The organism is Escherichia ruysiae, assembly GCF_031323975.1.
Taxonomy (GTDB): Bacteria; Pseudomonadota; Gammaproteobacteria; order Enterobacterales; family Enterobacteriaceae; genus Escherichia; species Escherichia ruysiae.
In genome coordinates this window covers 47609-74226 of the sequence record NZ_JAVIWS010000001.1, presented here as the reverse complement: position 1 = coordinate 74226, position 26618 = coordinate 47609, and the positions used below count along the sequence as shown (strand labels likewise).

Here is a 26618-nt window from a genome sequence, read left to right as displayed (position 1 = left end):
CATCAAAAAGGTTCGAGAGTTGCAAGCAGGCTGATAATCACCAGCACTACCGCACCTATCGCCCATTCGAGTTTTGTCATCCAAACAAACCACGGAGCCGCACGGTCTTCATCTTGCCCCATCCGTGGCACCAGAACATAACGATTTGCCAGTGCAATGGCTACCATAATCATCACCAATATGACCTTTAGAAATAAAAGCTGCCCCCAGTAAGTCGCAAGTGTTGGGGGAAATCCGGTGATGAATAATGCATTAAGCACACCGCTTGCCAGCACGCCAATTACCGCAAAATGTCCACACCAGGAGAATCGCATCAGTGCATGAATGGCCTGACGTCGCCAGCGCCCTTTTACCAACCGCATACACCAGACGACCGGCAGCAAGCCACCAAACCATGCCGCCGCGCAAATCAGATGTACAGCGTGATTAGTCTGATGGATTTTCGCCGTTAATCCTTCGTTTAACGTCGCATGTCCTACTCCCGCCATCAGGATAAATTGCGCGGTAGTTAGCACAAACAACAAACGTGGCATGTTCCCTGGTTGCATCAGAGCGACGGTTAGCGTAACGAGGGCGAGAACGATTTGCCAAATCCAGACACCACCAAACTGCGTTTGTAACACTGATTGCCAAATGTTCAACGAAACCACATCCGACCATCCCGCGCCCATCAACCCGCCCTGTACGGCGAACATCGCAGCGGCGCTGCTCAAACTCCAGACGGCAGCATGTTGTTGTAAACGCAGAAAACGTTTCGTCAGCAAGCGACGAATTGCTATTGGTGCCAGCCATGCGCCATACATCGCGAAGCCAAAGACCAGCATCAGGGAGGTAAAATGGATAAATCGCAATGCGACCCAGGTAAACGCCAGCATGTTTTATTTCACTGTAAAGGTGTAATGCCCTTTGGTTTTATGCCCGTCCACCGAGACAACATGCCAGTTGACGGTATAACTTCCGGGCTTCAGGGCGTCGGCAAGCGGAACAATCAATTGGTTTTTGTCTTGTTCATTACGCTTCGCGGGTAATGTTTTAACATCTTCATTCTTTGAACCGATGATTTTGGCGCCGCTGAATCCGGGTTCAATACTTTCAGAGAAGTTTAACGTAATGGCCTGTGGGGCAGCAGTAACCTCCGCATTCGCCGCAGGATACTGATGCGTCAGATGCGCATGTGCCCAGACAGAAGGCGCCAGCGAAGCGGCAAATAATACGAGTGCGTAACGAAGAGAACGTGCAGTTGAAACCATATTATCTATTCCTTTTTGTAATAACTTTTTTACAGAGCATAACCTTGTCTAATGATAGAGTCGAGGATCATCAATTCCGGCTTGCCATCCTGGCTGACTCTTAGTAACTTTTGCCCGCAATTAACGAGGAGACACAATATGCTGAAGAATCTGGCTAAACTGGATCAAACTGAAATGGATAAAGTTAATGTCGATCTGGCGGCTGCCGGGGTGGCATTTAAAGAACGTTACAATATGCCGGTAATTGCTGAGGCGGTTGAACGTGAACAACCGGAACACCTGCGAAGCTGGTTTCGTGAGCGCCTTATTACCCACCGCCTTGCCTCTGTAAATCTGTCACGCTTACCTTACGAGCCTAAACTTAAATAAACCTTATATTAAGTTACACTTTCTTACATAGCGCCTGCTAAATTGTGAGTATTTTCTTATACGCATCAATATTTGCGGACACTGTGAAAAGGAAGTCATTATGACATACAGGAAAGTCGCAGCAGCACAATATGAGCCTCGTAATGCCTCACTCACTGAGCAGGTGGCCCATCATCTGGAGTTCGTGAGGGCTGCCGCCAGACAGCAGTGCGAACTTTTAGTTTTCCCCTCGCTTTCTCTACTGGGATGTGATTATAAGCGACGCTCTCTTCCTGCCCCGCCCGACCTTTCGCTGTTAGCCCCGCTTTGTTATGCCGCGACAACATGGAGAATGACCATTATTACCGGCCTCCCCGTTGAACATAATGAACGTTTTATTCGTGGTATTGCCGTATTCGCGCCAGGGATGAACGCGCCCGGAATTTATCATCAAAGCCACGGAGCATGTCTGGATCGACACTCTAAAACCATCACTGTGGTGGATGGACAACCTGAAGGCATTGATATGCCCCCAACCTGTTCACTGTTTACCACCGGTCAGTGCATCAGTGAGCCCGAACTATTGGCTTCTACTCGCCACTTACAATTTTTCTCACATCAGTTCTCCATCGCCGTACTGATGGCTAATGCCCGGGGCAACAGCGCACTGTGGGATGAACATGGCAGCCTTATTGTTCGCGCCGATCGCGGTTCGTTATTGTTAGTTGGTCAACGCACACCGCAGGGTTGGCAAGGCGATATCATTCCATTACGCTAGGCGTTTTCGGCTCGGAGTTTTGCCATGCTGCGTATTATCGATACAGAAACCTGCGGTTTACAGGGAGGGGTCGTCGAGATCGCCTCAGTTGATGTTGTTGATGGGAAAATCGTCAACCCCATGAGCCACCTGGTGCGCCCCGACCGTCCCATTACTCCGCAAGCTATGGCGATTCATCGCATCACCGAAGCCATGGTCGCCGACAAGCCGTGGATTGAGGAGGTGATCCCGCACTACTACGGTAGTGAATGGTATGTCGCCCACAATGCCAGCTTTGACCGCCGCGTATTGCCTGAAATGCCTGGCGAGTGGATCTGCACGATGAAACTGGCTCGTCGTTTGTGGCCAGGAATCAAGTACAGCAATATGGCGTTGTATAAAACGCGTAAACTCAGTGTACAAACGCCGCCAGGCTTGCATCACCACCGTGCGCTGTATGACTGTTACATCACCGCTGCCTTGCTTATCGATATTATGAACACATCCGGCTGGACGGTGGAACAAATGGCGGATATCACTGGACGTCCATCATTGTTAACGACGTTCACGTTTGGCAAGTATCGCGGTAAAGCAGTATCAGAAGTTGCAGAGCGCGATCCGGGCTACCTGCGCTGGTTGTTTAATAACCTAGACAGTATGAGCCCGGAATTGCGTTTAACGTTGAAGCATTACCTGGAGAATGCTTAAGCCGCTGGCTGACCGGGTAATGTCCCCTGCGCCAGCGCGACCAGAAAAGCATATTCCATCGCCACACCTTCGTAAGATTTGAAGCGCCCCGATTTACCGCCATGCCCTGAGTCCATGTCGGTACACAGCAATAACAGATGGTCATCGGTTTTCAACTCACGCAATTTAGCCACCCATTTTGCCGGTTCCCAGTATTGCACCTGTGAATCGTGTAAGCCGGTCGTTACCAGCAAATGCGGATAAGCCTGTGCGGTGACGTTGTCATACGGGCTGTAGCTTTTCATGTACTCGTAATATTGCGGATCTTGCGGATTCCCCCACTCTTCAAATTCGCCAGTGGTCAGAGGAATTGATTCATCAAGCATCGTTGTTACGACATCAACAAACGGCACCTGGGCGATAACGCCGTGGAACAGCTCGGGGCGTTCGTTGATAGCGACCCCCATCAGCATTCCCCCCGCACTGCCTCCCATTGCATAACAGAGCGAAGGAGAGCCATAGCCCAGTTTTAACAATGCATCGCAGGCATCAAGATAATCATTAAACGTATTTTTCTTCTTCAGGAATTTACCGTCTTCGTACCATTGATGCCCCAGCTCGCCACCACCGCGAACATGGACAATGGCGTAAACAAATCCACGATCCAACAAACTCAGGCGGCTGAAACTGAAATCGGCATCTATGCTTGCTCCGTAAGAACCATAACCGTATACCAACAGCGGATTATTGCCTTTCTGGAAGTGCTTACGATGATAGACCAGCGAAACCGGAACTTCGACGCCATCCCGGGCAGTGATCCACAAGTGTTCACTGCGGTAATTCGCCGCATCAAAACCGGGTACTTCAGTTTGTTTCAGCACGCGGCGCTCGCCGGTATCCATATCCAGTTCAAACAAAGTATCTGGCGTGGTCATGGAGGAATAACCGTAACGCAATCGCGCGGTTTCAGGTTCTGGATTGTAGGCAATCCAGGTCACGTAGGCCGGATCATCAAAGGCAATGCCGATGACTTCCCGTGTCTTGCGGTTAATTTGGCGCAAACTGGTTAACCCGCGCTGACGCTCTTCAACCACCAGCCAGTCGGTAAACAGCGTAAACCCTTCCAGCATGATGTTATCGCGTGGCGGAATTAACTCCTCCCATTGTTGTTCATCACGCATACGGGTACGGTATAAACCAAAGTTTTTGCCGTTGCGGTTGGAACGCAGATAAAACCGATGCTGGTAGTGATCAAGACTGTATTCGTGATCTTTGCGGCGCGGCAGAAAAACAAACGGCTCGGCATCGGCCATTTCCGCGTCCAGCAAGCGAACTTCACTGGTGGTGGCGCTGGCCAGGTGAATGACAACATAGTGCTTCGATGTCGTTTTATGCAAACTGACGTAATAGGTATCGTCTTTTTCTTCGTAGATCAGTTTATCGTGCGATGCCGGAGTCCCGATGGCGTGTCGCCAGACCTGATAAGGCAGCAGCGTCACCGGATGCTTGCGCACATAATAGAAAGTCCACGAGTCATTCGCCCAGACAAAGCTGGGATCGACATTATCCAGCAATTCGGGATACCAGTTGCCCGTTTCAAGATTGCGAAAACGGATGCCGTACTGGCGTCGGGAAAGGAAATCTTCCGCCAGCGCCATAATGGTGTTATCGGGGGTAATTGCCATTCCGCCCATCGAATAAAACTCACTGTGCGCCGCGCGCTTGTTGGCATCGAGCAATGTTTCCCACTCATCCCACTCTTCACTGAACGCCGATTGACGCTGGTAGATGGCATATTCACAGCCAGGTTCATAAATATGCCGGTAGCGGTAGCCATTTTTGATGTAGGGCGCAGAGACTTCTCTTTGCGGAATGCGGTCGATGATTTCCTTTAATATGCGATCCTGCAAGGCTTGTTGCGAAGCCATCACCTGGTGACCGTAGCTATTCTCTTGTTGCAAATAGTCCAGCACTTCCGGCTGTGAGCGCGTGTCGTCCCGCAGCCAGTAGTAATTATCGATGCGCGTATCGCCGTGAAGCGTCATGGCGTGGGGAATGCGGGCGGCTTTTGGTAGCATGTTATTGTTCTTTCTGGTTGAAACATCTTATAAGGGTGGCAAAACTCACCCGGTATGCAAGCGAAACAGGGTAGTCATTGCTCAGATGATGACAGGTAATGGCGTGGATATCGAATGATATGCTGACAGAGAAAATCAGTCCGTTCAAATGGCTGTGCGGTTCTGGATAGCCAGAAATAGTCCACTGTCAGGCTATCCAGAGAGCGGAATTATTCCGCCAAAGTGCGCTTTTGCTGTTCGAGATCGCGTTCGATCCCTTCGCGAACATCCTGGGGAATTTTCAGCGCGTCGCCCAATGCATTCAGGTAGCTACGCTCCATGAAATGATCAATATCAATAGCTGCACAGCTCAAGAAATAGATTTCCAGCGCCTCTTCTTCATTACGAACCCCGTTCGCCAGGCGCTGCGGATCCAGCGGTTGTTCAATTGCCTGCTCAATGAGTACACGCCCCTGCTCTTCCACGCCGGCTTCACGCAATTGCTGGTCGATAGCTGCACGTTCTTTGGCATCAATATGACCATCACTTTTAGCGGCAAAGACCAGCGCAAGGATCAAACGTTCCGTACGCTCATCCAGCGGCGTGCTTTGAGTGCCGAATTGCGGTTCATCCTGATGCGCCGCACGAATTTTATCTTTGTATTTGTTCCACAGCACCGTACCCGCTACCGCTCCGCCGCCAACCAGCAACGCATTGGTGCCATATTTCGTGAGAAGTTTACGTGCTGATTTATTTGCGACCAGCAACCCTGCCAGCCCGCCTAATGCGCCCGGCACTAAAAGTTTGCCCAATCCCTGCTCCGTAGACGAGGAGGTAGAAGAACTGCTTTGCCCAAGAAGGGATTGCAGTTGATTTAACCAGTTAGCCATATTTGCTCCTCAATAACCATTTTTAGTGCCTGTAGCATAGCGGATGAGGATGTCAGAAAGTGTATATTGCGGCAAAAGATGCGCAAATAAACGGACCGAAAGGAAGTCAGCGACGGAAATTCGCGTCAGATAAGGAACTCGGCTATGGTGGGAATTTGGATGAAGGATTGATTGGGATTATCTGCTGCTGATTGCCTACTGCGATGCTGTCGCGCCTTATCATGCCTACGGGGTCTGATGCATTGTAAGGCGGACAGGTGCTTACACCACATCCGCCAGGAATTATGCGCAATGACTAATAGCCATTAACGACGCTGATACTCCGCCATTCCCGCTTTACAGTCCACGCTTACCTGATAATGAATATCGGCACTTTTACCGCGCACGGTCAGCGGAACTGACCATTTATCATCTTTACCCTGAATATCCTGCAAACTAACCCACGCAACCGGATCTGCCTGACCAACGATTTTTTGATCGTCTGCCCAGCGCGCTACGCGGTTTTGTTGATAATCGCGTTTTACACTCGCGGCAATTCCGGCTGCATCCAGACCTTCACACTTTGGGAAAGTTACTGACTTGCTGGTTTCGTTATTTGCAGCAAAAACTGATGCGCAGGCAGAAAGCAGTAACAGCCCCAACAACGCTCCTCTTTTTTTCATGTTTTTCTCCATAGCACAATGATTCAGGAGAAAGCATGGTACAAATTGTCAGGAGCGCAAGTTGCTTCAGGCGGCGTGGGTCTCATCTTCCGCATCGTTGCTATTATCGACCACCTGCGGAGACGGTAATTTGCCTGTTTTCAGGATGGTACTCAGGACATCTTTCTGTTCTGCCAGCCACAGTGAAAGAGCTTCACGTTGCTCGTCTTCCATTTTGACCGGGGAATTTGCCAGCCAGGTGTCGAGCAGATCCGCCGTATCAAGCATTTTGTCATAAGCATCGGCTTCCTTTTTGCTGGTAAACGACATCTTCTCTTCGCCCTCACGAATGACTACGTATTTAATTTCAACCGCCATTTGCAGCCTCTCATCATAACTGTAATTTTATACAGTATATTTCTTTTCAATCGAGAAATCAACGCAAGCAATCAAGCAATAAAGACACACGCAAACGTTTTCGTTTATACTTCACGCGGAATTAATCAGGGGATATTCGTTATGACGTTATTAGGCACTGCGCTGCGTCCGGCAGCAACTCGCGTGATGTTATTAGGTTCCGGTGAACTGGGTAAAGAAGTGGCAATCGAGTGCCAGCGCCTCGGCGTAGAGGTGATTGCGGTTGATCGCTATGCCGACGCGCCAGCCATGCATGTCGCACACCGCTCCCATGTCATTAATATGCTGGATGGTGATGCATTGCGCCGCGTGGTTGAACTGGAAAAGCCGCACTATATCGTGCCGGAGATTGAAGCTATTGCCACCGATATGCTGATCCAGCTTGAAGAGGAAGGACTGAATGTTGTCCCCTGCGCGCGCGCGACAAAATTAACCATGAATCGCGAGGGCATCCGCCGTCTGGCGGCAGAAGAGCTTCAAATTCCCACTTCAACGTATCGTTTTGCCGACAGCGAAAACCTTTTCCGCGAGGCGGTTGCCGCCATTGGCTATCCCTGTATTGTTAAACCGGTGATGAGTTCTTCCGGCAAGGGGCAGACATTTATTCGCTCTGCCGAACAGCTTGCTCAGGCGTGGGAGTACGCCCAGCAAGGTGGTCGCGCTGGAGCAGGTCGTGTGATTGTTGAAGGCGTGGTTAAGTTTGACTTCGAAATTACACTACTGACCGTCAGCGCCGTGGATGGTGTCCATTTCTGTGCGCCAGTCGGCCATCGTCAGGAAGATGGAGATTACCGTGAATCCTGGCAACCGCAGCAAATGAGCCCCCTTGCCCTTGAACGTGCGCAGGAGATTGCCCGTAAAGTGGTGCTGGCGCTGGGAGGTTATGGGCTGTTTGGTGTCGAGTTGTTTGTCTGTGGTGATGAGGTGATTTTCAGTGAAGTCTCCCCTCGCCCGCATGACACCGGGATGGTGACGTTAATTTCTCAGGATCTCTCAGAATTTGCCCTACATGTACGCGCGTTCCTTGGACTGCCTGTTGCTGGGATCCGCCAGTATGGTCCAGCCGCTTCTGCGGTTATCCTGCCGCAACTGACCAGTCAGAATGTCACGTTTGATAATGTGCAGAATGCCGTAGGCGCAGGTCTACAGATTCGATTATTTGGTAAGCCGGAAATTGATGGCAGCCGTCGTCTGGGTGTGGCACTGGCTACTGCAGAGAGTATTGATGAGGCCATTAAACGCGCGAAGCACGCCGCCGGTCAGGTGAAAGTGCAAGGTTAAATCTGTTAAAAACAAGCTACAAAAATGCCCGATTCTCGATCGGGCATTTCAGATTGCTGACAAAGTGCGCTTTGTTTATGTCAGATGCGGCGTAAACGCCTTATCTGACCTACAAATCTTATGAATTCAATATATTACAATTCACTTGTAGGCCTGATAAGCATAGCGCATCAGGCAATGTTGCGTTTGTCATCATCCTCAAAAATGCCCGATTCTCGATCGGGCATTTTGACTCTTACAGCTTAGCGCCTTCTACTGCTTCACGCGCCAGCTTAGTAATACGGTCGTAATCGCCCGCTTCCAGCGCATCCGCCGGAACCAGCCAGGAACCACCGATGCACAGTACGCTTTTCAGCGCCAGGTAATCACGGTAGTTAGCCGGAGAAATGCCACCAGTCGGGCAGAAACGCACCTGGGAGAACGGACCTGCGATCGCTTGCAGGGCTTTCACGCCGCCGTTAGCTTCAGCCGGGAAGAATTTGAACTCTTTCAGGCCGTAGTCCATACCCAGCATCAGTTCGGAAACAGTGCTGATCCCTGGAATCAGAGGGATTGTACCTTCAGTCGCCGCTTTCAGCAGTGGCTCAGTCAGACCCGGGCTGATTGCGAACTGTGCACCCGCTTCGGTCACTTCTGCCAGTTGCTGTGGATTCAGCACTGTACCGGCACCCACAATCGCTTCAGGCACTTCTTTGGCGATAGCACGGATAGCATCAACTGCACACTCGGTACGCAGAGTCACTTCCAGAACGCGCACCCCACCAGCAACCAACGCTTTTGCCATCGGCACCGCGTGTTCCAGTTTTTTTACCACGATAACCGGTACAACCGGGCCGGTGGTCAGGATTGATTCTGCACTTGTTTTCCAGTTTTTCATCAGAGTTTTCTCTCGCCTGATTACAAATTTGTCATCTTAAAAAGTGATACAGGTTGCGCCCTGTTCGGCACCGGACAGTTTTTCACGCAAGGCGCTGAATAATTCACGTCCTGTTCCCACGCGTGACGCGCTCAGGTCAGGAATGTGCGGTTCGCGAGCAGCCAGTTCCGCTTCGTCTACCAGCAGCGTCAGTTCGCCTGTCTGTCCATTCACACGAATGATGTCCCCGTCGCGCACTTTTGCCAGCAGCCCGCCATCGTAGGCTTCTGGTGTTACGTGGATAGCTGACGGCACTTTACCTGAAGCACCGGAGAGTCGTCCATCAGTAACTAACGCAATTTTGAAACACCGGTCCAATAATACACCAAGTGGCGGCATGAGTTTATGTAATTCTGGCATTCCGTTCGCTTTTGGCCCCTGATGACGGACAACAACCACACAATCGCGATCCAGCAAACCCGCTTCAAAGGCAGGCATAACGTCATGTTGGCTTTCAAAAACAACCGCAGGCGCTTCAATCACCTGGTTTTCTACCGGTACGGCAGAGGTCTTCATAACCGCACGGCCCAGGTTACCGCTTAACACTTTTGTCCCGCCATGATGAGAGAAAGGCTGCTCGAAGGAAGCAATCACATTGCTGTCGAGCGATTTTTCTGCGCCCTCGCGCCAGTCCAGCTCACCGTTATTCAGCCACGGTTCGAGGGTATAACGCGAAAGGCCAAAACCCGCTACCGTGTTGACATCTTCATGCAGCAGGCCCGCCTTGAGCAGTTCACGCACCAGCACTGGTACGCCACCCGCTGCCTGGAAATGGTTAATATCGGCCGGACCGTTCGGGTAGAGACGCGCCATCAGCGGTACGACATCAGAAAGATCAGAGAAATCATCCCAGTTAATCTGAATACCCGCCGCACGCGCCATCGCCACCAGGTGCATTGTGTGGTTAGTGGAGCCGCCGGTCGCCAGCAGTGCCACGATGCCGTTCACCACCACTTTTTCGTCGATCATCTTACCGATCGGCATCCATTCATTACCGTTGCCGGTCATGCGTGTAACCTGGCGCGCTGCGGCTGCAGTTAATGCATCACGTAACGGGGAGTCCGGATGAACAAAAGAAGAGCCCGGCAACTGCATCCCCATAAACTCCACCACCATCTGGTTGGTGTTGGCAGTACCGTAGAAAGTACATGTACCCGGCGCATGATAAGATGCAGCTTCTGACTCCAGCAGAGCCATACGATCCACTTTGCCTTCGGCATAAAGCTGGCGAATACGCACTTTTTCTTTATTTGGCAACCCGCTTGCCATTGGACCTGATGGCACAAATACCGCAGGCAGATGACCGAACGACAAAGCCGCCATCGTAAGCCCAGGGACAATCTTGTCGCACACGCCGAGGAACAGCGCGCCATCAAACATATTATGGGACAGCCCCACCGCCGCAGACATTGCAATCACTTCGCGGCTTAGCAGCGACAGTTCCATGCCGTCCTGCCCCTGGGTTACACCATCGCACATAGCCGGAACACCACCTGCAACCTGACCGACCGCGTTGGCTTCATGCAGTGCTTTACGAATAATCTCTGGGTAGTGTTCATAAGGCTGGTGGGCAGAGAGCATGTCGTTGTAGGAGGTGATGATAGCGATATTGTTACGCAACATGCTTTTCAGAGAGGCTTTGTCTTCTGGCTGGCAGGCAGCGAAACCGTGTGCCAGGTTACCACATGCCAACTGCGAACGATGAACGGTCGAAGTTTTCGCTTGTTCGATCCGGGCGAGGTATGCAGAGCGAGTCTCGCGCGAACGTTCAATGATTCGATTTGTTACGCGTAACAATTGTGGATTCATAAAGGCTCCTGAAATTGAGTTGTCAGAGCAGGATGATTCACAACGCGTTTCATTCAGGAAAATTATGACTGAAACGCCTGTAACCGGAGCTCATAGGGCAGAAACGTTTCAGTCAGTGTAATAAAAAAAGCCTCGTGGGTGAATCCACACGAGGCTCAAAAGTGTAAAAATTACTCTACAATCTGTGCAAGATCATGTTACCGGTAAAATAACCCGTAAGGATAAGTCGAGATATTACTCAAACTCATTCCAGGAACGACCGTCACGAGTAATCATCGCCACCGAGGCAACAGGTCCCCAGGTTCCGGCCTGATACGGTTTCGGCGCATCATTGTCCATCGCCCACGCCTCAGTAATGGAGTCTACCCATTTCCAGGCTTCTTCCACTTCATCGCGACGTACAAACAATGCCTGAATACCACGCATGGTTTCCAGCAGCAGACGTTCATAGGCATCCGCCAGATGCGTCTGATTAAAGGTTTCTGAATAGCTCAGATCCAGCTTAGTGATTTGCAGGTTATGTTTGTGGTCAAGGCCAGGAACTTTATTCAGTACCTGGATATCCACGCCTTCATCAGGTTGCAGACGGATAGTCAGTTTATTCTGCGGCAGATCCTGCCACGACTCTTTAAACAGATTCAGTTCTGGCGTTTTGAAATAGACCACCACTTCAGAGCATTTAGTCGGCAGACGTTTACCGGTACGCAGGTAGAACGGTACGCCAGCCCAGCGCCAGTTATCGATGTCGACGCGGATCGCCACGAAGGTTTCCGTGTTACTGCTTTTGTTCGCGCCCTCTTCTTCCAGATAACCCGGCACTTTTTTGCCCTGCGCAAAACCTGCGGTGTACTGTCCTCGCACCGTCTTTTCACGCACGTTAGAGCGATCAATGCGGCGCAGAGACTTCAGTACTTTGACTTTTTCATCACGGATGCTGTCTGCGCTCAGGTCAGACGGCGGAGACATCGCAATCATGCAGAGAATTTGTAGCAGGTGGTTCTGGATCATGTCGCGCATCTGACCGGCTTTATCAAAATAGCCCCAGCGCCCTTCGATCCCCACTTCTTCTGCCACCGTAATCTCAACATGATCAATGGTGCGATTGTCCCAGTTGTTTACAAACAGAGAGTTAGCAAAACGCAGCGCCAACAGGTTCAGCACCGTTTCTTTACCAAGATAGTGGTCGATACGGTAAACCTGGCACTCCTCGAAGTATTCGCCAACCTGATCGTTGATTTCCTGCGAGGTCGCCAGCGACGTCCCCAGCGGTTTCTCCATGACTACGCGTGCCGGTTTAGCATTCAGTTTTGCCTCGCCAAGCCCTTTGCAAATTGCGCCAAAAGTGCTGGGCGGCATGGCAAAGTAGTTAATGGTGATACGATTTTTTTGATCCAGCATCGCGCCGAGACGGCTGAATGCAGCAGTGTCATTGACATCGAGATTACAAAAATCCAGACGTGCACTCAGGGTGTCCCATAAACCTTCATCAATGGTTTCTTTCATGAAAGTTTCGAGCGCCTCGCGGACAACTTTGGTATATGCCGCTTTATCCCAGTCAGCACGCCCTACGCCGATAATCCGGGTGTCCGGGTTGAGCTGACCGGCTTTTTCCAGTTGATACAGGGAAGGCAGCAATTTACGACGCGCAAGGTCGCCTTTCGCGCCGAAAATGACCAGGTCACAGGCCTGGGCTGTTTGCGTTACCGCCATGTCATTCTCCTTAAGTTAACTAACCCGGTACTTAAGCCTGGGTATACTTGTAATTTTCTTACGGTGCACTGTACTGCTTTTACGAGCTTGCGAAAACTGTAAACGCTTATCCACCCGTGCGATTACGGCAAAAGCGCGTAAAGTGCGGCAAAACTGATAAAAAAACCATCGTTTTCCTTTGGGTAAAAATCTGACACTGATCATGTTATGAAAAAAAATAACAACTTTTTTATCTGCTTTTGTCATTAACACAGCGCACAGGCGTAATATCTGACAAAACTGCATTTCGATTTCTTTCCGTGCGGAAATCGTCATTACCCGTGAGTCTCTTTACATCATGAATATGCTGGAAAAAATCCAGTCTAAACTGGAACATCTGAGCAAATCAGAACGCAAAGTTGCCGAGGTCATTCTTGTCTCGCCCGACAACGCGATCCATTCGAGTATTGCTGCTCTGGCACTGGAAGCCAATGTTAGCGAACCGACGGTCAATCGTTTCTGTCGCAGCATGGACACACGCGGTTTTCCTGATTTTAAACTGCATCTGGCGCAAAGTCTGGCTAATGGCACACCCTATGTTAATCGCAACGTCAGTGAAGATGACAGCGTTGAATCATACACAGGGAAAATATTTGAGTCGGCAATGGCTACTCTCGATCACGTCCGCCACTCGCTGGATAAGTCCGCCGTCAATCGCGCTGTTGATCTCCTCACCCAGGCGAAAAAAATTGCCTTTTTCGGGTTAGGTTCTTCTGCCGCTGTTGCCCACGATGCAATGAATAAGTTTTTTCGCTTCAATGTTCCGGTGATCTACTCGGACGATATCGTACTGCAGCGAATGAGTTGTATGAACTGTAGCGATGGAGACGTCGTTGTGTTGATTTCCCATACCGGCAGAACCAAAAATCTGGTTGAACTGGCGCAACTGGCGCGGGAAAACGACGCAATGGTGATTGCCCTCACCTCTGCTGGTACACCACTCGCCCAAGAAGCGACGCTGGCAATTACCCTCGACGTACCGGAAGATACTGACATTTATATGCCCATGGTCTCTCGACTTGCCCAGTTGACCGTGATAGATGTGCTGGCAACAGGATTTACTTTGCGACGCGGCGCAAAATTCAGAGATAACTTGAAGCGGGTCAAGGAAGCTCTTAAGGAATCGCGTTTTGATAAGCAGTTACTTAATTTAAGTGACGATCGTTAAAACGATTGCCATTGTTCTAATCTTATACGACATCCGAATGAGATTAATTTATCGCCACAATGGCTTTATTTCATTCGGATTTCATGTTCAAGCAACACCTTGTTGTTTCAGTCAACGGAGTATTACATGTCCAGAAGGCTTCGCAGAACCAAAATCGTTACCACGTTAGGCCCTGCTACTGATCGCGATAATAACCTTGAAAAAGTTATCGCTGCCGGCGCGAACGTTGTACGTATGAACTTTTCTCATGGCTCGCCTGAAGATCACAAAATGCGCGCGGATAAAGTTCGTGAAATTGCCGCAAAACTGGGGCGTCATGTGGCTATTCTGGGTGACCTTCAGGGGCCAAAGATTCGTGTATCTACCTTTAAAGAAGGTAAGGTATTCCTCAATATTGGGGATAAATTCCTGCTGGACGCCAACCTGGGGAAAGGTGAAGGCGATAAAGAAAAAGTCGGCATCGACTATAAAGGATTGCCTGCTGACGTCGTGCCTGGCGACATCTTGCTGCTGGACGACGGTCGCGTTCAGTTAAAAGTGCTGGAAGTTCAGGGCATGAAAGTGTTCACCGAAGTGACCGTCGGCGGCCCGCTCTCCAACAATAAAGGGATCAACAAACTCGGCGGCGGCCTGTCGGCTGAAGCCCTGACCGAGAAAGATAAAGCAGATATCCAGACTGCGGCGCTGATTGGCGTGGATTACCTGGCGGTCTCCTTCCCACGCTGCGGCGAAGACCTGAACTATGCACGCCGTCTGGCGCGCGACGCTGGTTGTGATGCGAAAATTGTCGCTAAGGTTGAACGCGCAGAAGCCGTTTGCAGCCAGGATGCGATGGACGACATTATTCTCGCCTCTGACGTGGTGATGGTTGCACGTGGCGACCTCGGCGTAGAAATTGGCGATCCTGAACTGGTCGGCATTCAGAAAGCATTGATTCGTCGCGCGCGTCAGCTGAACCGTGCGGTAATCACTGCGACCCAGATGATGGAGTCAATGATTACCAACCCAATGCCGACTCGTGCAGAAGTTATGGACGTGGCAAACGCCGTGCTGGATGGTACTGACGCAGTAATGTTGTCTGCAGAAACCGCTGCGGGTCAGTATCCGTCAGAAACCGTTGCAGCCATGGCGCGTGTTTGCCTGGGTGCGGAAAAAATCCCAAGCATCAACGTGTCTAAACATCGTCTGGACGTTCAGTTCGACAATGTGGAAGAAGCTATCGCCATGTCCGCGATGTATGCGGCTAACCACCTGAAAGGTGTTACCGCTATCATCACCATGACCGAGTCAGGTCGTACCGCGCTGATGACTTCCCGTATCAGCTCCGGACTGCCGATTTTCGCAATGTCTCGCCATGAGCGTACCCTGAACCTGACTGCGCTTTATCGTGGTGTAACGCCGGTCTATTTTGACAGCGCGAATGATGGCGTGGTTGCAGCCAACGAAGCGGTAAATCTGCTGCGCGATAAAGGCTACCTGATGTCTGGTGACCTGGTAATTGTCACCCAGGGCGATGTGATGAGTACCGTGGGTTCTACCAACACCACGCGTATTTTAACCGTAGAGTAAGTACGTTGCCGGATGCGGTGAAAACGCCTTATCCGGCCTGCAATTCAATGATAATTCGACAGATTTCAAATCTTCTGAAGCAAACTTGAATTTATCATCAGACGAAAGCCTCTCTTTGTGAGAGGCTTTTTCTATTTGATGGGATAAAGATCTTTGCGTTTATAAGGCTGAATTTCGCCCGGTTTGCGAGTCTTGAGCAATTTTAAAATCCAGGTGTATTGCTCTGGTCGCGGACCAACAAAAATCTCGACTTCTTCATTCATCCGCCGCGCAATGGTATGGTCATCTGCCTCTGACAAGTCATCCATCGGCGGGCGCACCTGAATCGTCAAACGATGCGTCTTGCCGTCATAAATCGGAAACAACGGTACGACACGCGCACGACACACTTTCATCAGACGACCAATCGCGGGCAGCGTCGCTTTATAAGTTGCAAAGAAATCAACAAATTCACTGTGCTCCGGGCCATGATCCTGATCGGGCAAATAATAGCCCCAGTACCCCTGACGAACCGACTGGATGAACGGTTTTATGCCGTCATTCCTCGCATGTAGACGACCACCAAAACGACGACGCACGGTGTTCCAGACATAATCAAAAACCGGGTTGCCCTGATTATGGAACATCGCCGCCATTTTCTGCCCTTGCGAGGCCATCAGCATAGCGGGGATATCTACCGCCCAGCCGTGCGGCACCAGAAAGATCACTTTCTCGTCGTTACGCCGCATCTCTTCGATAATTTCCAGTCCCTGCCAGTCTACGCGCGGCTGAATTTTTTCCGGCCCGCGTATCGCCAGTTCTGCCATCATCGCCATCGCCTGCGGCGCTGTGGCAAACATATCATCCACAATCGCTTCGCGTTCAGCTTCGCTACGTTCTGGAAAGCAAAGAGACAGATTGATTAACGCACGACGACGTGAGCTTTTACCCAATCGTCCGGCAAAACGTCCCAGCCGCGCCAGAATGGGATCGCGGAATTTCGGAGGCGTTAAGGCAATGCCGGCCATCGCCGCCACACCCAACCAGGCTCCCCAGTAACGCGGATGGCGAAAGGATTTATCAAACTCAGGAATGTATTCACTATTATTTTTTTTCGTTTCCATGCTTTTCCAGTTTCGGATAAGGCAAATATCAATCTGCTGATAGTGTAGCGGCGCAACTTGCCCCGCACCAAATAAAAAAGCCGGTACTGACTGCGTACCGGCTGCGAATGGGTGTTAATTAATCAAACTGTAGCTGCGGCACAATCTCTTTGGCCTGCGCCAGGAACTCACTGCGATCGGAGCCAGTCAGCCCTTCGGTACGCGGCAGTTTCGCCGTCAGCGGGTTTACGGCCTGCTGGTTGATCCATACTTCATAGTGCAAATGCGGCCCGGTTGAACGCCCGGTGTTACCGGAAAGCGCGATACGATCGCCTCGTTTTACCTTCTGCCCCGGTTTCACCAGAATCTTGCGCAGGTGCATATAACGCGTGGTATAGGTGCGGCCATGACGGATCGCAACATAATAACCTGCGGCGCCACTGCGTTTGGCTACAACCACTTCACCGTCACCCACCGAAAGTACCGGCGTACCCTGTGGCATCGCGAAATCAACGCCCCTGTGCGGCGCAACGCGACCTGTGACCGGGTTCAGACGACGCGGGTTAAAGTTAGACGAGATACGGAACTGCTTCGCCGTCGGGAATCGCAAGAATCCTTTCGCCAGACCAGTACCGTTACGATCATAGAACTTGCCATCTTCGGCACGGATAGCGTAGTAATCTTTACCTTCAGAACGCAAACGTACGCCCAGTAACTGGCTTTGCTCACGTTTGCCATCAAGCATTTCACGTGACATTAATACCGCAAATTCATCGCCTTTTTTAACCTTCCGAAAGTCCATCTGCCACTGTAACGCTTTAATCACTGCGCTCACTTCAGCACTGGTTAAACCAGCACTTCTGGCGCTGGCAACAAAGCTCGACCCTACAGTGCCTTTCAGTAGATTATTAACCCACTCCCCTTGCTGCATTTCGCTGGTCATTTTAAAACCGTTTGCTGCAGTGCGGTCATAGGTACGCGTTTCCCGACGAGAAACTTCCCAGGTCAGACGTTGTAAATCGCCCTCTGCGGTTAATGTCCAGGTGAGTTGTTGACCAATTTTCAGGTTACGCAGATCTTTATCCGCAGCAGCCAGTTGGGTGATATCACCCATATCAATACCATATTGATTGAGGATGCTACTTAGCGTATCGCCTGTGGAAACAACATATTCATGCACACCCGCTTCTCCGGCGATCTTGTCGTCCAGTTCATCTTGCGGAATGGCTTCATCTTCTTGTGCGGCTTGATCAATCGGTTCACTGGCTTCAGGTAAGAGTGAACGGATTTCGTTTTGTTCCAGCTCAATGGTTTTAACAATTGGCGTGGCGTCGCGGTGGTAAACATAGGGCCGCCAGACAGCGACGGCCAGAGTAAGAACGGTGAGCGACCCCAACATAACGCGGTGTGGTCGCGGTAAATTATTAAACGCCAGGGCGACAGAGCGGGCTATCTGTTGCACGTAATCACTTCCTCATTAATCTCCTTTCAGGCAGCTCGCGTACTGGTTGGCTAATTGATTCAGAAATTCTGAATAGCTTGTTTTACCCAGTTTGATATTCGTCCCAAGGGGATCCAACGTTCCCATACGAACGGATGTCCCTCGTGCGACGCTTTCAACGACCGCTGGCCTGAACTGTGGTTCAGCAAAAACGCAGGTTGCTTTTTGCTCAACCAACTGTGTTCTTATTTCATGTAAACGCTGCGCGCCCGGTTGAATCTCTGGGTTAACGGTAAAATGACCAAGCGGTGTCAGTCCGAATTGTTTTTCGAAGTAGCCGTAAGCATCATGAAAAACGAAATAACCTTTTCCCTTGAGCGGCGCGAGCTCATTACCAACCTGTTTATCGGTTGCAACTAATTGTGCCTCAAAATCCTTCAGGTTGGCGTCAAGTTTGGCTCGACTTTGCGGCATAAGTTCCACTAATTTTCCATGGATTGCAACCGCTGTAGCCCGCGCTATCTCTGGGGAGAGCCAAAGATGCATGTTGAAATCGCCGTGATGGTGATCTTCGTCACTTTTTTCCGCGTGGTTATGATCATCATCATCGCCGTGAATACTTTTCATCAGCATCGGTTTTACATTCTCAAGCTGCGCAATCGTTACCTGTTTCGCCTCAGGTAATTTGCTCACCGGCTTTTGCATAAACGCTTCCATCTCCGGGCCAACCCAGACGACTAAGTCCGCGTTCTGTAAGCGTTTTACATCCGATGGACGCAGTGAATAATCGTGTTCTGAAGCACCATCAGGCAGTAATACTTCAGTCTCTGTTACCCCATCAGCAATGGCGGAAGCGATGAATCCAACAGGTTTAAGCGAAGCAACAACGGCGGCATCTGCCGCCTGTGTTGCACCACCCCAGAGAGCGGCGGATAATGCTGCGAAAAGAAGCGTTTTTTTATGTAACATAATGCGACCAATCATCGTAATGAATACAAGAAGTGTGATATTATAACATTTCATGACTACTGCAAGACTAAAATTAACATGACAAGTCTGGTTTCCCTGGAAAATGTCTCGGTTTCTTTTGGCCAACGCCGCGTCCTCTCTGATGTGTCGCTGGAACTTAAACCTGGAAAAATTTTGACCTTACTTGGGCCGAACGGCGCAGGTAAGTCGACGCTGGTGCGGGTTGTGCTCGGGCTGGTAACACCAGATGAAGGTGTTATCAAGCGCCACGGAAAACTGCGTATCGGCTACGTGCCGCAAAAGCTCTATCTCGACACCACGTTGCCACTGACCGTAAACCGTTTTTTACGCTTACGCCCCGGTACATATAAAGAAGACATTCTGCCCGCACTGAAACGCGTTCAGGCCGGGCATCTGATTGACGCGCCAATGCAAAAGCTCTCTGGCGGCGAAACGCAGCGTGTACTGCTGGCGCGCGCGTTGTTAAATCAACCGCAATTATTAGTGCTGGATGAACCCACTCAAGGCGTGGATGTAAATGGTCAGGTTGCGTTGTACGACCTGATTGATCAACTGCGCCGCGAACTGGATTGTGGCGTATTAATGGTTTCTCACGATCTGCATCTGGTGATGGCAAAAACCGATGAAGTACTTTGCCTCAATCACCACATCTGTTGTTCCGGCACACCGGAAGTCGTTTCCCTGCATCCAGAATTTATTTCGATGTTTGGACCTCGCGGTGCTGAGCAACTGGGTATATATCGCCATCATCATAATCACCGCCATGATTTACAGGGGCGGATTATTCTGCGTCGGGGAAATGATCGCTCATGATTGAATTATTATTTCCTGGTTGGTTAGCCGGGATCATGCTGGCCTGTGCCGCAGGTCCGCTGGGTTCGTTTGTTGTCTGGCGCCGTATGTCTTATTTCGGCGACACGCTGGCGCATGCATCTTTACTTGGCGTCGCGTTTGGCCTGTTACTGGATGTGAATCCTTTCTATGCAGTGATTGCGGTTACGCTATTACTGGCGGGTGGTCTGGTATGGCTGGAAAAGCGCCCACAACTGGCGATCGATACATTATTGGGAATTATGGCGCACAGTGCTTTGTCGCTGGGTCTGGTCGTCGTCAGCCTGATGTCTAACATTCGCGTTGACTTGATGGCATACCTGTTCGGTGATTTGCTGGCAGTGACGCCGGAAGATCTTATCTCCATTGCGATTGGCGTGGTCATCGTGGTGGCAATTCTGTTCTGGCAATGGCGCAATTTACTGTCGATGACGATTAGCCCGGATCTGGCGTTTGTTGATGGCGTGAAATTACAGCGCGTAAAATTATTGTTGATGCTGGTGACGGCATTGACGATTGGCGTGGCAATGAAATTTGTCGGCGCGTTGATTATTACCTCGCTGCTGATTATTCCTGCGGCTACTGCACGTCGTTTTGCCCGCACGCCGGAGCAGATGGCTGGTGTCGCTGTTTTGGTGGGGATGATTGCCGTAACTGGTGGTTTAACCTTTTCCGCGTTTTACGATACGCCAGCAGGCCCGTCGGTGGTGCTGTGTGCGGCGCTGTTGTTTATTATCAGTATGATGAAAAAGCAAGCCAACTAAGTTGCGACTGGCACTATACAGTGCCAGTTTCATCGACCAGGTCACCACATTGCGAGTATCAGCAAAAAACATTCTGTTAAGAACAAGCGACCAGAGAATGTTTATATGGTCTGCATAAAATCCATGTCCGCATTCGACAAATTAAACGACGATATTAAGAATTCTCCTTTGCAGTTATTTCCCCACGAAAAATATTATCGTTCTCTCGAAAAAACGTGAGTGAGCAGATAAGCAGTCTCTGGAAACTGGCAATAAATACAGGTATGTAGCACCGAGAAATAGGAGTATCAGTATAAGTTCGTACAGCGTATGAATTGCAGCACATTTGCTCGCAGGGCATTAAGTGCAGGAGTAAATCCAATCTTCATTACTGCACAGAGGGGCATTTTTCTGTTCGCATTGGGGGCAGATAATAATGACAATCCCCTGGCAATTCTGAATGTAAATTTCAGTTCTGATGCACCAACAGTGCCCCGTTCAAAACGAGAAAGTAATCCCTTCTGTTTCAAATGCTCACTGCGCCCAGTCCGGTTTATTGAGTATATGATCCTGCCAGTCGATCACTTCTGATTCTTTCACCGCAATATGACGTACAGAGATTCGCTCACCGTGCATTGCCGCTTTCGAACCAGTCATCAGCGGATGCCACTCTGGCAATGCCTTCCCTTCCGCCAGCAATCGATATGCACAGGTCATCGGTAGCCATTCGAATGTTGGCAGGTTTTCGCGGGTTAATTTGATGCAGTCAGGTTCAAACTCGAAGCGGCGTTCGTAGTTCCGACATTGACAGGTTTTAATATTAAGCTGACGGCAAGCGACGTTAGTGAAGTAGATTTCGTCGGTGTCTTCATCCATCAGTTTATGCAGGCAGCACTGACCACAACCATCACACAACGACTCCCATTCTGCATCGCTCATTTCATCAAGGGTTTTACTTTGCCAGAAAGGTATATCGCTCATCAGGTGTTCCGCCATTACGTTAAAACGCACCTTATAACCAGTCTGGCACAGCGATGCAAGTTTTGCCGCCTCATTCAGGCGGCAAAAAAGTATTACAAAACGCGAGTTGTCAAAGAATGACCATCGAAAGTAACAGTCAGTTCATCGCCACTGTATAGCGGGCCGACACCATCAGGCGTGCCTGTTAACACAACGTCACCGGCCTTGAGGGTAAAAAACTTGCTCATATAAGCAATCAGCGGAACGATTTTATGGATCATGTCCGCAGTCGAACCTTGTTGGCGTTGTTCGCCGTTAACGCTCAGACCCAGCGATGTATTTTGCGGATCGCCAGTGAACTCTGCGGCAGGAATAAACCCGGAAAGAGGACAAGAGTTATCAAACGCTTTGGCCTTTTCCCACGGCTGCCCGGCTTTCTTCATTTTTGCCTGAATATCACGTAATGTCAGATCGAGCGCCACGCCGTAACCTGCAATGGCTTTGCGCACATGCTCTTCCGTAGCCTGACGTAGCGTCGCGCCAATCAACACAGCCAGTTCTACTTCATGATGAACCGCGCCGAAATCTGAGGGAATAGCCAATGGCTGGCGCAGATCGCACAGTGCCGTTTCAGGTTTAATGAACAACACGGGCTCTTCAGGTACTTCACTCCCCATCTCTTTAATATGTCTGGCATAATTACTGCCAACACAAACTACTTTACTCACCGGATAATCCAGCAGTGCACCTTGCCAGTTGTGATGTTGATACATAACGTTCCTCTCACTTCATCGTGGATCTTAAAACCCGCTCCGACAAATATGATGCCACCGCCGGATATTGGTTATTTTTTAGTGCTGTCTGTATTTTTCGCCATCACAGAAAGATGTTGCTTCAGCAAATCCTCAGGAGGAGGTGGCAATTGAAGATAATAGCCATGCTCAGCTAAGGCCTGTTTAACTTTCTCAATATCGGCATTTACCAGTTTTTTTCTCCCGTCCAATGGAAGAATCATCGCAAGTTGCGGTTGACCAAAACCTTTCATCAGCTCCTCTGGAACACGTGAAAAGTCGTCTTTTTTTTCAACATATAAATAGGTCTGGTCACGTTTACTACTTCGATAGATCACACAAAACATAATTTTACTCTGAATAAATGGGGGGGTGACTTGCCTCAATATAATCCAGACTATAACATGCCTTATAGTCTTCGTAATATCATCGCACGCTGATGATGATGGTAATTAGCTAATTGAGTAAGGCCAGGATGTCAAACACGCCAATCGAGCTTAAAGGTAGCAGCTTCACCTTATCTGTGGTTCATCTGCATGAGGCAGAACCTAAGGTTATTCATCAGGCGCTGGAAGACAAAATCGCTCAGGCTCCGGCATTTTTAAATCATGCTCCCATCGTACTCAATGTCAGTGGCCTCGAAGAACAGGTCAACTGGCCAGCAATGCACAAAGCTATCTCAGCAACAGGCTTGCGGATCATTGGTGTCAGTGGCTGCAAAAATGCGAAGCTGAAAGCTGAAATCGAAAAGATGGGGTTGCCGATCCTGACTGAAGGAAAGGAAAAAGCGCCACGTCCAGCACCGACTCCCCAGGTTCCTGCGAAAAATACAACACCGGACACAAAAACGCGCTTAATAGATACCCCTGTACGTTCCGGTCAGCGCATTTATGCGCCACAATGTGATCTGATTGTTACAAGCCATGTTAGTGCAGGGGCAGAATTGATCGCAGATGGTAACATTCATGTCTATGGCATGATGCGCGGTCGTGCGCTAGCCGGGGCAAGTGGTGACCGGGAAGCACAAATATTTTGTACGAGTCTGATGGCAGAACTGGTCTCTATCGCCGGTGAATACTGGCTGAGTGATAAAATCCCAGCAGAATTTTATGGCAAAGCAGCACGACTGCAATTAGTCGAAAACGCTTTGACCGTTCAATCGTTAAATTGATCCCTTTTTAACAAGGAATTTTTATGGCACGCATTATTGTTGTTACTTCGGGGAAAGGGGGCGTTGGAAAGACAACCTCCAGCGCGGCCATCGCCACTGGTTTGGCCCAGAAGGGAAAGAAAACTGTCGTGATCGATTTTGATATCGGCTTGCGTAATCTCGACCTGATTATGGGTTGCGAGCGCCGGGTCGTTTACGATTTCGTCAACGTCATTCAGGGCGATGCAACGCTAAATCAGGCGTTAATTAAGGATAAGCGTACTGATAACCTCTATATTCTCCCAGCTTCGCAAACTCGCGATAAAGATGCCCTCACCCGCGAAGGGGTGGCCAAAGTTCTTGATGACCTGAAAGCGATGGACTTTGAGTTTATCGTTTGTGACTCACCGGCGGGTATTGAAACCGGTGCATTAATGGCTCTTTATTTCGCTGATGAGGCCATTATTACCACCAACCCGGAAGTCTCCTCAGTGCGTGACTCTGACCGTATTTTAGGTATTCTGGCGTCGAAATCACGTCGCGCAGAAAACGGCGAAGAACCCATAAAAGAGCACCTGCTGTTAACGCGCTATAACCCTGGTCGCGTGCACAAAGGAGACATGTTGAGCATGGAAGACGTGCTGGAGATCCTGCGCATCAAGCTCGTCGGCGTGATCCCAGAGGATCAATCAGTATTGCGCGCCTCTAACCAGGGGGAACCGGTTATTCTCGATATCAACGCCGATGCGGGTAAAGCCTACGCTGATACCGTAGAACGTCTGTTGGGAGAAGAACGTCCTTTCCGCTTCATTGAAGAAGAGAAGAAAGGCTTCCTCAAACGCTTGTTCGGAGGATAAGTTATGGCATTACTCGATTTCTTTCTCTCACGGAAGAAAAACACGGCCAACATTGCAAAAGAGCGGTTGCAAATTATTGTTGCTGAACGCCGTCGCAGCGATGCAGAACCACACTATCTGCCCCAGTTGCGTAAAGATATTCTTGAGGTCATTTGTAAATACGTACAAATCGATCCCGAGATGGTGACCGTACAGCTTGAGCAAAAAGATGGTGATATTTCCATTCTTGAGTTGAACGTGACCCTGCCGGAAGCAGAAGAGCTGAAATAAGCTGTATTAGCTCAGGTCCGATCTGACAGTTACCGGTTATTTATACAGGTATCTGTCAGATTACACCCTGGTTAAATTTTTCTCTTCCCCGGTTCGCTATTAAGTAATGTTGTCATCGGCGTCCAGGCACAGCCCCCTTCCCTCCGTTGAGTTCGCTCATTTGGTTGCTGCGTTGTTAGTACAGGAAATGGGAATTACCTCCTGTTTTGTATAAACGGTAACACTCCCCCTTCAAGCTCCAGCGTCAAATTAAGTCGCAACTAATTCACATTATCGCCACCAGAATAAAATCACTGACATTACGTTTTCTGATAAATATTGTTCACATATAAATTACACAATAACATTGATATTTCAGATTGCCTTACCTTTGCAATGCAATGTTAACACTTGATGACATTTCTTGAATAAAATATTCAAAATCAATGAGTTAATTCTTATTTAAGATTATTCCCATTCAAGCGAAAAACATAACTCTTATTATACAAACCGCGCTCATTTTGAATGATCTGAATAATATCGAGCGTTCTTTAGTTAAGCTGCTCTTAATTGAAGACGAAATTATTGTGTGTGCAACTTACTTAATACCGGACATCTAAGTTGAAGAAAAAAACACTCGCCTTCGGGCTCATCTCAATATTACTCTGCTCCACGCCAGCCATGGCGGATATGAATCGCACCACTAAAGGCGCATTGTTAGGCGCAGGCGTAGGCTTACTGACTGGCAATGGTGTAAATGGCGTACTGAAAGGCGCTGCTGTAGGTGCAGGTGTTGGCGCAGTCACTGAAAAAGGTCGCGATGGTAAAAATGCCCGTAAAGGCGCAAAAGTAGGTGCGGCCGTTGGCGCAGTCACTGGCGTCCTGACCGGCAATGGTCTGGAAGGCGCGATTAAAGGTGCTGTGATTGGTGGTACAGGTGGTGCCATTCTGGGTAAAATGAAATAAGGTATGATGATGAAAAAATTTGCTTTACTGGCTGGACTGTTTGTTTTCGCACCAATGACCTGGGCGCAGGATTATAATATTAAGAACGGCCTGCCGGCAGAAACCTACATTACTTGCGCAGAAGCCAACGAAATGGCAAAAACTGACAGCGCACAGGTTGCAGATATCGTCGCTGTAATGGGTAATGCCAGCGTTACTAGCCGTGATTTAAAAATTGAGCAATCTCCAGAACTGAGTGCCAAAGTGGTAGAAAAACTGAATCAGGTTTGTGCTAAAGATCCGCAAATGCTGTTAATTACCGCAATTGATGACACCATGCGTGCCATCGGCAAAAAATAATAGTTAATGTAGTACCGCGTCGATTTATTCGACGCGGTATATTTTTAGCGGATGGATGTGCTTATAAACAAAAATGAAGTGTTAGTATTTGGCTTTGGTTTATTCCGTCAGTTTTCACTGTATCAAAAACTATTTTACTGCAATCATATCCGTATCCCCCCGCCTCACCGCAGAGTAATTTTCCCAAAACTAAACCTGACCAGTTTTTCCAGTTTCAAAGATTAATCATCTACTGATTGGATTTATAAGCATTTCTGATCAAATATCCTGTCAGCCCAAATTGTCAAAACGTATTTAAAAGAAGGGTTAATGCTGATCCCTTTGGCTTACCAGCTTCTCTCTTAACCGGTTAAGCAAATTGATTACCAGCCAAACCAGTGCATTGATTAAATTTATGGTAACAAGCACTTCTCCTAGCCAGATGCTGGGTTTGGCGATCAGGATAATCAGGATGGAGATCAGCATAAACGCAATGGAAAAGATGATATACAAAGTGAAATAATCCAGACTATTACTTTTGTTCATGCTACTTACGGTGATCCTGACAAAATCTTCAGACAATTATAGCAAACAAAATAATGAACAATAGTAACAAGAAGCAACGAGCTAATTACCTGTCTACAATTGCACCATTTCATCGCCTTGCTGATCAATTTTCAGCCAAACATCATCATGCTATA

The 26618-nt window shown here is 49.3% G+C and carries 30 protein-coding genes; 14 read left to right on the top strand and 16 right to left on the bottom strand.

All coding sequences use genetic code 11. The annotated features are described in order from the left end of the window. Positions 1 to 2: 2 nt before the first annotated feature. Complete coding sequence (gene copD / locus RGV86_RS00450; RefSeq protein WP_000879337.1) at positions 3 to 875, bottom strand: copper homeostasis membrane protein CopD; 873 nt, start codon at positions 873 to 875, stop codon at positions 3 to 5. Positions 876 to 878: 3 nt separating this feature from the next. Then, positions 879 to 1250, bottom strand: coding sequence for a CopC domain-containing protein YobA (gene yobA, locus RGV86_RS00445; protein WP_000255068.1), 372 nt, complete (start codon positions 1248 to 1250; stop codon positions 879 to 881). A gap of 138 nt (positions 1251 to 1388) precedes the next feature. On the opposite strand from yobA, the gene holE reads away from it, so the two are divergent. From holE to exoX, 3 genes are all read left to right on the top strand, one after another. After that, positions 1389 to 1619 (top strand): DNA polymerase III subunit theta, encoded by a 231-nt coding sequence (gene holE, locus RGV86_RS00440; protein WP_000916765.1) that lies wholly within the window; start codon positions 1389 to 1391, stop codon positions 1617 to 1619. 100 nt (positions 1620 to 1719) lie between these two features. After that, complete coding sequence (gene yobB, locus RGV86_RS00435; RefSeq protein WP_000222246.1) at positions 1720 to 2376, top strand: carbon-nitrogen hydrolase family protein YobB; 657 nt, start codon at positions 1720 to 1722, stop codon at positions 2374 to 2376. Between the two features lie 24 nt (positions 2377 to 2400). Then, entirely contained in the window at positions 2401 to 3063 is a 663-nt protein-coding gene (exoX, locus tag RGV86_RS00430) for an exodeoxyribonuclease X (protein WP_000944297.1), read from the top strand. Here the strand turns inward: exoX and ptrB are convergent. The 4 genes from ptrB to yebG form a co-directional block, all read right to left on the bottom strand. Beyond that, positions 3060 to 5120: an oligopeptidase B gene (gene ptrB / locus RGV86_RS00425; RefSeq protein ID WP_085460641.1), complete on the bottom strand. Its 2061-nt coding sequence runs from the start codon at positions 5118 to 5120 to the stop codon at positions 3060 to 3062. The genes exoX and ptrB overlap by 4 nt on opposite strands. A gap of 209 nt (positions 5121 to 5329) precedes the next feature. After that, positions 5330 to 5989 carry a tellurite resistance TerB family protein gene (locus RGV86_RS00420; protein WP_000024760.1) on the bottom strand — a complete coding sequence of 220 codons (660 nt, stop codon included), beginning with the start codon at positions 5987 to 5989 and terminating at the stop codon, positions 5330 to 5332. Positions 5990 to 6294: 305 nt separating this feature from the next. After that, a complete protein-coding gene (gene yebF, locus RGV86_RS00415) occupies positions 6295 to 6651 on the bottom strand; it encodes a protein YebF (RefSeq protein ID WP_010345796.1) in 357 nt (118 codons plus the stop codon). A 66-nt stretch (positions 6652 to 6717) separates the two neighbouring features. Further along, a complete protein-coding gene (yebG, locus tag RGV86_RS00410) occupies positions 6718 to 7008 on the bottom strand; it encodes a DNA damage-inducible protein YebG (protein ID WP_000257576.1) in 291 nt (96 codons plus the stop codon). A 141-nt stretch (positions 7009 to 7149) separates the two neighbouring features. On the opposite strand from yebG, the gene purT reads away from it, so the two are divergent. Further along, positions 7150 to 8328: a formate-dependent phosphoribosylglycinamide formyltransferase gene (gene purT / locus RGV86_RS00405; RefSeq protein ID WP_309508433.1), complete on the top strand. Its 1179-nt coding sequence runs from the start codon at positions 7150 to 7152 to the stop codon at positions 8326 to 8328. 235 nt (positions 8329 to 8563) lie between these two features. On the opposite strand, the gene kdgA is transcribed toward purT, so the two are convergent. The 3 genes from kdgA to zwf all read right to left on the bottom strand — a co-directional run bounded on the left by kdgA (position 8564) and on the right by zwf (position 12763). Then, on the bottom strand, positions 8564 to 9205 hold the full coding sequence (kdgA, locus tag RGV86_RS00400; RefSeq protein WP_000800512.1) for a bifunctional 4-hydroxy-2-oxoglutarate aldolase/2-dehydro-3-deoxy-phosphogluconate aldolase: 642 nt from the start codon (positions 9203 to 9205) through the stop codon (positions 8564 to 8566). Positions 9206 to 9241: 36 nt separating this feature from the next. Further along, on the bottom strand, positions 9242 to 11053 hold the full coding sequence (gene edd, locus RGV86_RS00395; RefSeq protein ID WP_001069467.1) for a phosphogluconate dehydratase: 1812 nt from the start codon (positions 11051 to 11053) through the stop codon (positions 9242 to 9244). A 234-nt stretch (positions 11054 to 11287) separates the two neighbouring features. Continuing rightward, positions 11288 to 12763, bottom strand: coding sequence for a glucose-6-phosphate dehydrogenase (gene zwf / locus RGV86_RS00390; RefSeq protein ID WP_000301727.1), 1476 nt, complete (start codon positions 12761 to 12763; stop codon positions 11288 to 11290). 337 nt (positions 12764 to 13100) lie between these two features. Between zwf and hexR the strand changes: the two genes are divergently transcribed. After that, complete coding sequence (gene hexR / locus RGV86_RS00385) at positions 13101 to 13970, top strand: DNA-binding transcriptional regulator HexR (RefSeq protein ID WP_001056684.1); 870 nt, start codon at positions 13101 to 13103, stop codon at positions 13968 to 13970. A gap of 126 nt (positions 13971 to 14096) precedes the next feature. Further along, positions 14097 to 15539 carry a pyruvate kinase gene (gene pyk / locus RGV86_RS00380; RefSeq protein ID WP_000091159.1) on the top strand — a complete coding sequence of 481 codons (1443 nt, stop codon included), beginning with the start codon at positions 14097 to 14099 and terminating at the stop codon, positions 15537 to 15539. A gap of 131 nt (positions 15540 to 15670) precedes the next feature. Here pyk and lpxM read toward each other — a convergent pair whose 3' ends face one another. From lpxM to znuA, 3 genes are all read right to left on the bottom strand, one after another. After that, entirely contained in the window at positions 15671 to 16642 is a 972-nt protein-coding gene (gene lpxM, locus RGV86_RS00375) for a lauroyl-Kdo(2)-lipid IV(A) myristoyltransferase (protein ID WP_085460640.1), read from the bottom strand. 118 nt (positions 16643 to 16760) lie between these two features. Next, positions 16761 to 18083, bottom strand: a complete 1323-nt coding sequence (gene mepM, locus RGV86_RS00370) for a murein DD-endopeptidase MepM (protein WP_001184035.1) — start codon at positions 18081 to 18083, stop codon at positions 16761 to 16763. 15 nt (positions 18084 to 18098) lie between these two features. Then, positions 18099 to 19031 (bottom strand): zinc ABC transporter substrate-binding protein ZnuA, encoded by a 933-nt coding sequence (gene znuA / locus RGV86_RS00365; RefSeq protein ID WP_085460762.1) that lies wholly within the window; start codon positions 19029 to 19031, stop codon positions 18099 to 18101. A gap of 78 nt (positions 19032 to 19109) precedes the next feature. Here znuA and znuC point away from each other — a divergent pair, with 78 nt between their 5' ends. Next, the gene (gene znuC, locus RGV86_RS00360; RefSeq protein WP_000202981.1) at positions 19110 to 19865 is read left to right on the top strand and encodes a zinc ABC transporter ATP-binding protein ZnuC; all 756 of its coding nucleotides are present in this window, start codon (positions 19110 to 19112) and stop codon (positions 19863 to 19865) included. Further along, positions 19862 to 20647: a zinc ABC transporter permease subunit ZnuB gene (gene znuB, locus RGV86_RS00355; RefSeq protein ID WP_000571472.1), complete on the top strand. Its 786-nt coding sequence runs from the start codon at positions 19862 to 19864 to the stop codon at positions 20645 to 20647. The genes znuC and znuB overlap by 4 nt, the downstream gene beginning before the upstream one ends. Positions 20648 to 21160: 513 nt before the next feature. On the opposite strand, the gene ycgN is transcribed toward znuB, so the two are convergent. The 3 genes from ycgN to RGV86_RS00340 form a co-directional block, all read right to left on the bottom strand. Next, positions 21161 to 21607: a cysteine cluster protein YcgN gene (ycgN, locus tag RGV86_RS00350; RefSeq protein ID WP_024165127.1), complete on the bottom strand. Its 447-nt coding sequence runs from the start codon at positions 21605 to 21607 to the stop codon at positions 21161 to 21163. Between the two features lie 92 nt (positions 21608 to 21699). After that, positions 21700 to 22359 carry a fumarylacetoacetate hydrolase family protein gene (locus RGV86_RS00345; protein WP_085460638.1) on the bottom strand — a complete coding sequence of 220 codons (660 nt, stop codon included), beginning with the start codon at positions 22357 to 22359 and terminating at the stop codon, positions 21700 to 21702. A 71-nt stretch (positions 22360 to 22430) separates the two neighbouring features. Then, positions 22431 to 22724, bottom strand: coding sequence for a YcgL domain-containing protein (locus tag RGV86_RS00340; protein ID WP_001516252.1), 294 nt, complete (start codon positions 22722 to 22724; stop codon positions 22431 to 22433). Positions 22725 to 22852: 128 nt separating this feature from the next. Between RGV86_RS00340 and minC the strand changes: the two genes are divergently transcribed. The 6 genes from minC (at position 22853) to RGV86_RS00315 (ending at position 25938) form a co-directional block, all read left to right on the top strand. Beyond that, positions 22853 to 23548, top strand: a complete 696-nt coding sequence (minC, locus tag RGV86_RS00335) for a septum site-determining protein MinC (protein ID WP_010357020.1) — start codon at positions 22853 to 22855, stop codon at positions 23546 to 23548. Between the two features lie 23 nt (positions 23549 to 23571). After that, positions 23572 to 24384: a septum site-determining protein MinD gene (gene minD / locus RGV86_RS00330; protein ID WP_000101043.1), complete on the top strand. Its 813-nt coding sequence runs from the start codon at positions 23572 to 23574 to the stop codon at positions 24382 to 24384. 3 nt (positions 24385 to 24387) lie between these two features. Next, entirely contained in the window at positions 24388 to 24654 is a 267-nt protein-coding gene (gene minE / locus RGV86_RS00325) for a cell division topological specificity factor MinE (protein WP_001185665.1), read from the top strand. A 446-nt stretch (positions 24655 to 25100) separates the two neighbouring features. Then, positions 25101 to 25253, top strand: a complete 153-nt coding sequence (locus RGV86_RS22275) for a hypothetical protein (RefSeq protein ID WP_370906317.1) — start codon at positions 25101 to 25103, stop codon at positions 25251 to 25253. 1 nt (position 25254) lies between these two features. Then, complete coding sequence (locus tag RGV86_RS00320) at positions 25255 to 25599, top strand: YMGG-like glycine zipper-containing protein (RefSeq protein ID WP_000730702.1); 345 nt, start codon at positions 25255 to 25257, stop codon at positions 25597 to 25599. A 3-nt stretch (positions 25600 to 25602) separates the two neighbouring features. Then, positions 25603 to 25938, top strand: coding sequence for a YmgD family protein (locus RGV86_RS00315; protein WP_000979974.1), 336 nt, complete (start codon positions 25603 to 25605; stop codon positions 25936 to 25938). A 306-nt stretch (positions 25939 to 26244) separates the two neighbouring features. Here the strand turns inward: RGV86_RS00315 and ymgF are convergent, their stop codons facing one another. Further along, positions 26245 to 26463, bottom strand: coding sequence for a cell division-associated protein YmgF (gene ymgF / locus RGV86_RS00310; RefSeq protein ID WP_001043535.1), 219 nt, complete (start codon positions 26461 to 26463; stop codon positions 26245 to 26247). Between the last annotated feature and the right edge of the window lie 155 nt (positions 26464 to 26618).

Bases quoted from the DNA above. Each gene is read 5' to 3' on its own strand.
- copD (WP_000879337.1), bottom strand. From the start codon at position 875: ATGCTGGCGTTTACCTGGGTCGCATTGCGATTTATCCATTTTACCTCC.
- yobA (WP_000255068.1), bottom strand. From the start codon at position 1,250: ATGGTTTCAACTGCACGTTCTCTTCGTTACGCACTCGTATTATTTGCC.
- holE (WP_000916765.1), top strand. From the start codon at position 1,389: ATGCTGAAGAATCTGGCTAAACTGGATCAAACTGAAATGGATAAAGTT.
- yobB (WP_000222246.1), top strand. From the start codon at position 1,720: ATGACATACAGGAAAGTCGCAGCAGCACAATATGAGCCTCGTAATGCC.
- exoX (WP_000944297.1), top strand. From the start codon at position 2,401: ATGCTGCGTATTATCGATACAGAAACCTGCGGTTTACAGGGAGGGGTC.
- ptrB (WP_085460641.1), bottom strand. From the start codon at position 5,120: ATGCTACCAAAAGCCGCCCGCATTCCCCACGCCATGACGCTTCACGGC.
- RGV86_RS00420 (WP_000024760.1), bottom strand. From the start codon at position 5,989: ATGGCTAACTGGTTAAATCAACTGCAATCCCTTCTTGGGCAAAGCAGT.
- yebF (WP_010345796.1), bottom strand. From the start codon at position 6,651: ATGAAAAAAAGAGGAGCGTTGTTGGGGCTGTTACTGCTTTCTGCCTGC.
- yebG (WP_000257576.1), bottom strand. From the start codon at position 7,008: ATGGCGGTTGAAATTAAATACGTAGTCATTCGTGAGGGCGAAGAGAAG.
- purT (WP_309508433.1), top strand. From the start codon at position 7,150: ATGACGTTATTAGGCACTGCGCTGCGTCCGGCAGCAACTCGCGTGATG.
- kdgA (WP_000800512.1), bottom strand. From the start codon at position 9,205: ATGAAAAACTGGAAAACAAGTGCAGAATCAATCCTGACCACCGGCCCG.
- edd (WP_001069467.1), bottom strand. From the start codon at position 11,053: ATGAATCCACAATTGTTACGCGTAACAAATCGAATCATTGAACGTTCG.
- zwf (WP_000301727.1), bottom strand. From the start codon at position 12,763: ATGGCGGTAACGCAAACAGCCCAGGCCTGTGACCTGGTCATTTTCGGC.
- hexR (WP_001056684.1), top strand. From the start codon at position 13,101: ATGAATATGCTGGAAAAAATCCAGTCTAAACTGGAACATCTGAGCAAA.
- pyk (WP_000091159.1), top strand. From the start codon at position 14,097: ATGTCCAGAAGGCTTCGCAGAACCAAAATCGTTACCACGTTAGGCCCT.
- lpxM (WP_085460640.1), bottom strand. From the start codon at position 16,642: ATGGAAACGAAAAAAAATAATAGTGAATACATTCCTGAGTTTGATAAA.
- znuA (WP_085460762.1), bottom strand. From the start codon at position 19,031: ATGTTACATAAAAAAACGCTTCTTTTCGCAGCATTATCCGCCGCTCTC.
- znuC (WP_000202981.1), top strand. From the start codon at position 19,110: ATGACAAGTCTGGTTTCCCTGGAAAATGTCTCGGTTTCTTTTGGCCAA.
- znuB (WP_000571472.1), top strand. From the start codon at position 19,862: ATGATTGAATTATTATTTCCTGGTTGGTTAGCCGGGATCATGCTGGCC.
- ycgN (WP_024165127.1), bottom strand. From the start codon at position 21,607: ATGAGCGATATACCTTTCTGGCAAAGTAAAACCCTTGATGAAATGAGC.
- RGV86_RS00345 (WP_085460638.1), bottom strand. From the start codon at position 22,359: ATGTATCAACATCACAACTGGCAAGGTGCACTGCTGGATTATCCGGTG.
- RGV86_RS00340 (WP_001516252.1), bottom strand. From the start codon at position 22,724: ATGTTTTGTGTGATCTATCGAAGTAGTAAACGTGACCAGACCTATTTA.
- minC (WP_010357020.1), top strand. From the start codon at position 22,853: ATGTCAAACACGCCAATCGAGCTTAAAGGTAGCAGCTTCACCTTATCT.
- minD (WP_000101043.1), top strand. From the start codon at position 23,572: ATGGCACGCATTATTGTTGTTACTTCGGGGAAAGGGGGCGTTGGAAAG.
- minE (WP_001185665.1), top strand. From the start codon at position 24,388: ATGGCATTACTCGATTTCTTTCTCTCACGGAAGAAAAACACGGCCAAC.
- RGV86_RS00315 (WP_000979974.1), top strand. From the start codon at position 25,603: ATGATGATGAAAAAATTTGCTTTACTGGCTGGACTGTTTGTTTTCGCA.
- ymgF (WP_001043535.1), bottom strand. From the start codon at position 26,463: ATGAACAAAAGTAATAGTCTGGATTATTTCACTTTGTATATCATCTTT.